The organism is Ferrovibrio terrae (assembly GCF_943371255.1).
GTDB classification, from domain to species: Bacteria; Pseudomonadota; Alphaproteobacteria; order Ferrovibrionales; family Ferrovibrionaceae; genus Ferrovibrio; species Ferrovibrio terrae_B.
The window spans coordinates 1-5,954 of the sequence record NZ_CALRUC010000173.1; the positions used below are offsets into that span (position 1 = coordinate 1).

At 61.6% G+C, this 5,954-nt stretch carries 7 protein-coding genes, 1 tRNA gene and 1 pseudogene; all 9 read left to right on the top strand.

All coding sequences use genetic code 11. The features are described from left to right. A pseudogene (tuf, locus tag AAG799_RS21945) lies at positions 1-148 on the top strand (elongation factor Tu); the annotation flags it as partial. 28 nt (positions 149-176) lie between these two features. Further along, positions 177-253: transfer RNA gene (locus tag AAG799_RS21950), tRNA-Trp, on the top strand. A gap of 43 nt (positions 254-296) precedes the next feature. Further along, positions 297-494 (top strand): preprotein translocase subunit SecE, encoded by a 198-nt coding sequence (gene secE / locus AAG799_RS21955; protein ID WP_341899182.1) that lies wholly within the window; start codon positions 297-299, stop codon positions 492-494. Positions 495-499: 5 nt separating this feature from the next. Further along, a complete protein-coding gene (nusG, locus tag AAG799_RS21960; RefSeq protein WP_341899183.1) occupies positions 500-1,030 on the top strand; it encodes a transcription termination/antitermination protein NusG in 531 nt (176 codons plus the stop codon). A 144-nt stretch (positions 1,031-1,174) separates the two neighbouring features. Continuing rightward, the gene (rplK, locus tag AAG799_RS21965; RefSeq protein ID WP_341899184.1) at positions 1,175-1,609 is read left to right on the top strand and encodes a 50S ribosomal protein L11; all 435 of its coding nucleotides are present in this window, start codon (positions 1,175-1,177) and stop codon (positions 1,607-1,609) included. A 12-nt stretch (positions 1,610-1,621) separates the two neighbouring features. After that, entirely contained in the window at positions 1,622-2,335 is a 714-nt protein-coding gene (gene rplA / locus AAG799_RS21970; RefSeq protein ID WP_341899191.1) for a 50S ribosomal protein L1, read from the top strand. A gap of 347 nt (positions 2,336-2,682) precedes the next feature. Beyond that, the gene (gene rplJ / locus AAG799_RS21975) at positions 2,683-3,192 is read left to right on the top strand and encodes a 50S ribosomal protein L10 (RefSeq protein WP_341899186.1); all 510 of its coding nucleotides are present in this window, start codon (positions 2,683-2,685) and stop codon (positions 3,190-3,192) included. Positions 3,193-3,255: 63 nt separating this feature from the next. Further along, a complete protein-coding gene (gene rplL / locus AAG799_RS21980; RefSeq protein WP_341899188.1) occupies positions 3,256-3,627 on the top strand; it encodes a 50S ribosomal protein L7/L12 in 372 nt (123 codons plus the stop codon). Between the two features lie 233 nt (positions 3,628-3,860). Then, positions 3,861-5,954, top strand: a 2,094-nt coding sequence (gene rpoB / locus AAG799_RS21985) for a DNA-directed RNA polymerase subunit beta (protein WP_341899190.1), incomplete at its 3' end; no start/stop codon positions are given.

Genomic DNA, 5,954 nt, shown 5'->3' on the forward strand with positions numbered 1-5,954 from the left:
CGGCGTTGAAATGGTGATGCCGGGCGACAACGTGTCGATGGAAGTCGAGCTGATTGCGCCGATCGCCATGGACGAAGGCCTGCGCTTCGCGATCCGCGAAGGCGGCCGCACCGTCGGCGCCGGCGTCGTCGCCAAGGTCATCGCGTAAGCGACGGCCTCGGTTCTGACGCGCATGCAGGGGTGTAGCTCAACTGGCTAGAGCACCGGTCTCCAAAACCGGGGGTTGGGGGTTCGACTCCCTCCGCCCCTGCCAGCGTGGCAGACGTAAACGAGTTTGAGTTTAGGATAACAAGGCGATGGCGAAAGTCAGTCCGATCGAGTTTTTCCGGCAAGTCCGGCAGGAGACCACAAAGGTCACCTGGCCGAGCCGTAAGGAAACCCTGATCACCACGGCCATGGTGTTTCTGATGGGCCTGGTCGCCGCGCTGTTCTTTTTTGTGGTCGACACGATCCTGCGCTTTGGTGTGCAGATGATCCTCGGCCTGGGGAGTTAAAGACGATGGCGGCGCGCTGGTACATCGTCCATGTCTACGCGAACTTCGAGAAGAAGGTCGCGCAGGCGATCCGCGATGGCGCGGCACAAAAGGGCATGGCCGATCACTTCGAGGAAGTGCTCGTCCCGACCGAGGAAGTGGTGGAAGTCCGCCGCGGCCAGAAGGTCAATGCCGAACGCAAGTTCTTCCCCGGCTATGTGCTGGTGAAGATGGAAATGACCGACGAGACCTATCATCTCGTCAAGAATACGCCGAAGGTCACCGGCTTCCTGAGCTCGGGCGGCAAGCCGTCGCCGATCACGGAAGCCGAGGCGCAGCGTATCGCCAATCAGGTGAAGGAAGGCGTGGAACATCCCAAGCCTTCGGTCACCTTCGAGGTGGGCGAGCAGGTGCGTGTGGCCGATGGCCCGTTCACGTCGTTCTCCGGCGTGGTGGAAGAAGTGGACGAAGAGCGCGCCCGCCTCAAGGTGGCGGTGTCGATCTTCGGTCGCGCCACCCCGGTGGAACTGGAATACAGCCAGGTCGAGAAGCTCTGACCTGACTGCTTGAGTACCCGGGCACAGTATCGCCCGGTTCACCGCGTGGGAGACAGCTAAGGTCCAGATTCGCCGGACCGACCCTGTCGCACCGCGCATCCGCTAGCGGAGAGCAAGCCTCTCCAAGCAGGAAAGGAAGTCAGTATGGCGAAGAAGATTGACGGCTATATCAAGCTGCAGGTTCCGGCCGGCAAGGCCAACCCGTCGCCGCCGATTGGCCCCGCGCTCGGTCAGCGCGGCGTCAACATCATGGAATTCTGCAAGGCCTTTAACGCGCAGACCAAGGATCTTGAGCAGGACATGCCGATCCCGGTGGTGATCACCGTGTATTCGGACCGTTCGTTCACCTTCATCACCAAGACCCCGCCGGTGACCTACTTCCTCAAGAAGGCCGCCAACATCAAGTCCGGTTCGAAGACGACCGGCCGTGGCGACAAGGTCGGTTCGGTGACGATGGATCAGGTGCGCGAGATCGCCAAGGCCAAGATGAAGGATCTCAACGCTCACGACGTTGATGCGGCTGCCCGCATGATCGTTGGTTCGGCCCGCTCGATGGGCCTGGACGTTCGTGGCGAATAAGGGGAGATCCGGATCATGACTCAAGGTAAGCGTTACACTGCCGCCGCCAAGACGGTGAACCCCGACCATCGCTACGGCCTCGAAGAAGCCGTGAAGATGGTGAAGGCCAATGCCAAGGCGAAGTTCGATGAGACCATCGAGATCGCCATGAACCTCGGCGTCGACCCGCGCCATGCCGACCAGATGGTCCGCGGCGTGGTCACCATGCCGTCGGGCACTGGCAAGACCGTGCGCGTCGCGGTTTTCGCCAAGGGCGCGAAGGCCGAGGAAGCCAAGAAGGCCGGTGCCGATCTGGTTGGCGCCGACGATCTGGCCGAAATCATCAACACCGGCAAGATCGAGTTCGACCGCTGCATTGCCACGCCCGATATGATGGCTGTGGTCGGCAAGCTGGGTAAGGTGCTGGGCCCGCGCGGCCTGATGCCGAACCCCAAGCTCGGCTCGGTCACCATGGATGTCGCCGGCGCGGTGAAGGCCGCGAAGGGCGGCCAGGTTGAGTTCCGCGTTGAGAAGGCGGGCCTGCTGCATGCCGGTATCGCCAAGGCGTCGTTCACCGAGGCTCAGATCCTCGCGAACGTGAAGGCCTTCCTCGATGCCGTGAACAAGGCCAAGCCGACCGGCGTGAAGGGTCATTACGTGAAGAAGATCGCGCTCTCCTCGACCATGGGTCCGGGTGTGCGCCTCGAACTGAGCGATGCCATGGGCGGCGACAAGGCTGCCGCCTAAGCATTGAAGAGTTTCGCCGGGCCTTCCTCGGAAGGGCCGGCGAAGCGGTATTTCGGGCAACCGCAATACCGCAACCTGTCCGAGACTGCAGGCGCTCCGGAGCTTTTTAGCCGAGGGGTTTAATGGGATTGCCACCTGCATAGACGGGGAAGAGAATTTTCTAGGACGCGGCCCAAGAATGCTCTTGGCCGGGTCCGTGAAGGTTCGAGCCCTGGGACAGGCGAACCGGGTGATCGGTTTGCCGCATTTCGACAAGGCTGGTGACAGCTGCGTCGGGGCGACCAAGTCGATCGCTCAAGTGCCAACCAGGATCAGGGCAACCTGATTCCTTGTTTAGGAGACGAGCAGTGGATCGTGCTCAAAAACAGGAGATGGTGACCATCCTCAACCAGGTCTTTAAACAGGCCGAAGTTGTGGTGGTAACCCAGAATGCCGGTCTGACCGTCGCTCAGGTAACTGAGCTGCGTCGTCAGATGAAGGCTGCTGGTGCCAGCTTCAAGGTCGCGAAAAACCGTCTTGTCTGTCTTGCCCTCGAGGGCACGCCCTACGCATCCCTGAAGAACCTCTTCAAGGGTCCGACCGGCATTGCATATGCCAATGATCCGGTCGCAGCAGCGAAGGTCGCCGTGGAGTTCGCCAAGAAGAACGAGAAGTTCCTCGTTGTTGGCGGCGCCATGGGCGAAACCGTCCTGAATGCTGAGGGTGTGAAAGCCTTGGCGACCTTGCCGTCGCTCGACGAACTGCGCGGCAAGATCATCGGCCTGCTCAATGCGCCTGCGACCAAGGTCGCCGGCGTCGTGCAGGCGCCGGCTGGCCAGTTGGCCCGCCTGCTCAATGCGTATGCCACCAAGGGTTAAGGCCGCAAGCCGAACCGTAACTGTCTAACCAGGTATCGAACCTACCAACTAGGAGTCACTAAAATGGCTGATTTGAACAAGATCGTCGACGAGCTGTCGACTCTGACCGTCCTCGAGGCTGCTGAGCTCGCGAAGCTGCTCGAAGAGAAGTGGGGCGTCTCCGCCGCTGCTCCGGTTGCCGTTGCCGCTGCTGCCGGCGCTGCTGCCCCGGCCGCTGAAGAGAAGACCGAGTTCAACGTGATCCTCGCCGAAGCCGGCGCGAACAAGATCAACGTGATCAAGGAAGTGCGTGCCATCACCGGCCTGGGCCTCAAGGAAGCCAAGGATCTGGTCGAAGGCGCGCCGAAGGCCGTCAAGGAAGGCGTCAACAAGGACGACGCCGCCAAGATCAAGGCCCAGCTGGAAGCCGCGGGCGCCAAGGTCGAAGTCAAGTAATACGCGTAAAGGTGGCGGGGCGGGTCCGGTGTGGACCTGCCCCGTTACTGCCCTATATCAGGGCATATTTATCGATACACACCCCGGCCGCCGCGGATTTTTGGCGGGTCAGTGCAGTACCGGATCTTTGGGCGCGGCGATCGCCCGGCGGGATAATGGGCCCGTGAAATTTATCGCTGGTCCGGAACTGCGCGGCGTGACAGACGCCGCATCATGAGAGATTTGGAACAGACATGACCTTGTCGTTCACCGGCCGCAAGCGCGTTCGCAAAAGCTTCGGGCGCATCCCGAGCGTGACCTCGATGCCGAACCTCATCGAGGTTCAGAAGAGTTCCTACGACAGCTTCCTGATGATGACCGATGCTGCCGACAAGCGCCCCGATGCGGGCCTGCAGGCGGTGTTCAAGTCGGTGTTCCCGATCAAGGATTTCAGCGACAGTTCCTCGCTCGAATTCGTCAAATACGAGTTCGAAGCGCCGAAGTATGATGTCGACGAGTGCATGCAGCGCGGCATGACCTTTGCCGCGCCGCTGAAGGTGACGCTCCGCCTGATCGTCTTCGAAGTCGATCCCGACACCCAGGCCAAGTCGGTCAAGGGCATCAAGGAGCAGGACGTGTACATGGGCGACATGCCGCTCATGACCGACAAGGGCACCTTCATCATCAATGGCACCGAGCGCGTCATCGTTTCGCAGATGCATCGCAGCCCGGGCGTGTTCTTCGATCACGACAAGGGCAAGACCCATTCCTCGGGCAAGTATCTCTACACCGCCCGCGTGATTCCCTATCGCGGTTCGTGGCTCGATTTCGAGTTCGATGCCAAGGACATCGTGCATGTCCGCATCGACCGTCGCCGCAAGCTGCCGGTCACCACGCTGTTCTTCGCGCTCGGCCTGACCCAGGAAGAGATTCTGGATTCCTTCTACAAGAAGGTGATCTTCAAGCGCGACAAGAAGGGCTGGCGCACCGACTATAACGCCGAGCGCATGCGCGGCGTGCGCCTGAACAACGACCTGATCAATGCCAAGACCGGCAAGGTGATGGTCGAGGCCGGCACCAAGGTGACCCCGCGCCTGGCCAAGAAGCTGGCGGAAGAAGGGCTCAAGGAGCTGATCGTTTCGCCGCAGGACATGGTCGGCAAGTACAACTCGCTCGACATCGTCAACGAAGAGAGCGGCGAGATCTATCTCGAGGCGGGCGAGGAGCTCGACGTCAAGAAGATCGAGCTGCTGGAAGCCGCCGGCATCGAACAGATCTCGGTGCTCGATGTCGACCACGTCACCATCGGTTCCTACATCCGCAACACCATGGTGGCCGACAAGCACCAGGGCCGCGAGCAGGCGCTGTTTGAAATCTACCGCGTCATGCGTCCGGGCGAGCCGCCGACGGTGGACACCGCCGAGGCGCTGTTCCACGGCCTGTTCTTCGATCCGGAGCGCTACGACCTCTCGGCCGTCGGCCGCGTCAAGATGAACGCGCGCCTCAGCCTGGAGGCCGATGACACCGTGCGCGTGCTGCGCACGGAAGACATCCTGGCCTGCGTGCGCACCCTGACCGAACTGAAGGACGGGCGCGGCGAAATCGACGACATCGACCATCTCGGCAACCGCCGTGTGCGTTCGGTCGGCGAGCTGATGGAAAACCAGTACCGCATCGGCCTGGTCCGCATGGAGCGTGCGATCCGCGAGCGTATGAGCTCGGTCGAGATCGACACGGTCATGCCGCATGACCTGATCAATGCCAAGCCGGCTGCCGCTGCCGTGCGCGAGTTCTTCGGCTCGAGCCAGCTGTCGCAGTTCATGGACCAGACCAACCCGCTGTCGGAGATCACGCACAAGCGTCGTCTTTCGGCCCTGGGGCCGGGCGGTCTGACCCGTGAGCGCGCCGGCTTCGAAGTCCGCGACGTGCATCCGACCCATTATGGCCGTATCTGCCCGATTGAGACGCCGGAAGGCCCGAATATCGGTCTGATCAACAGCCTGGCTACCTATGCCCGCGTGAACCAGTATGGCTTCATCGAAAGCCCCTACCGCAAGGTGGTGGACCTGAAGGTGACGTCGGAAGTGGTGTACCTGTCGGCCATGGAAGAAGGCCGCTACATGGTGGCCCAGGCCAACGCGCCGTTGCAGGCCGATGGCAAGTTCGCCGAGTTGCTGGTGTCGTGCCGCAAGGGGGGCGAGTATCTGCTGGCCCGTCCCGACATGATCGATCTGATCGACGTGTCGCCCAAGCAGGTTGTGTCCGTCGCTGCGGCGCTGATCCCGTTCCTGGAGAACGACGACGCCAACCGCGCGCTGATGGGCTCCAACATGCAGCGTCAGGCCGTG

Coding starts and splice junctions, on each gene's coding strand:
- secE (WP_341899182.1), top strand. CDS start 297: ATGGCGAAAGTCAGTCCGATCGAGTTTTTCCGGCAAGTCCGGCAGGAG.
- nusG (WP_341899183.1), top strand. CDS start 500: ATGGCGGCGCGCTGGTACATCGTCCATGTCTACGCGAACTTCGAGAAG.
- rplK (WP_341899184.1), top strand. CDS start 1,175: ATGGCGAAGAAGATTGACGGCTATATCAAGCTGCAGGTTCCGGCCGGC.
- rplL (WP_341899188.1), top strand. CDS start 3,256: ATGGCTGATTTGAACAAGATCGTCGACGAGCTGTCGACTCTGACCGTC.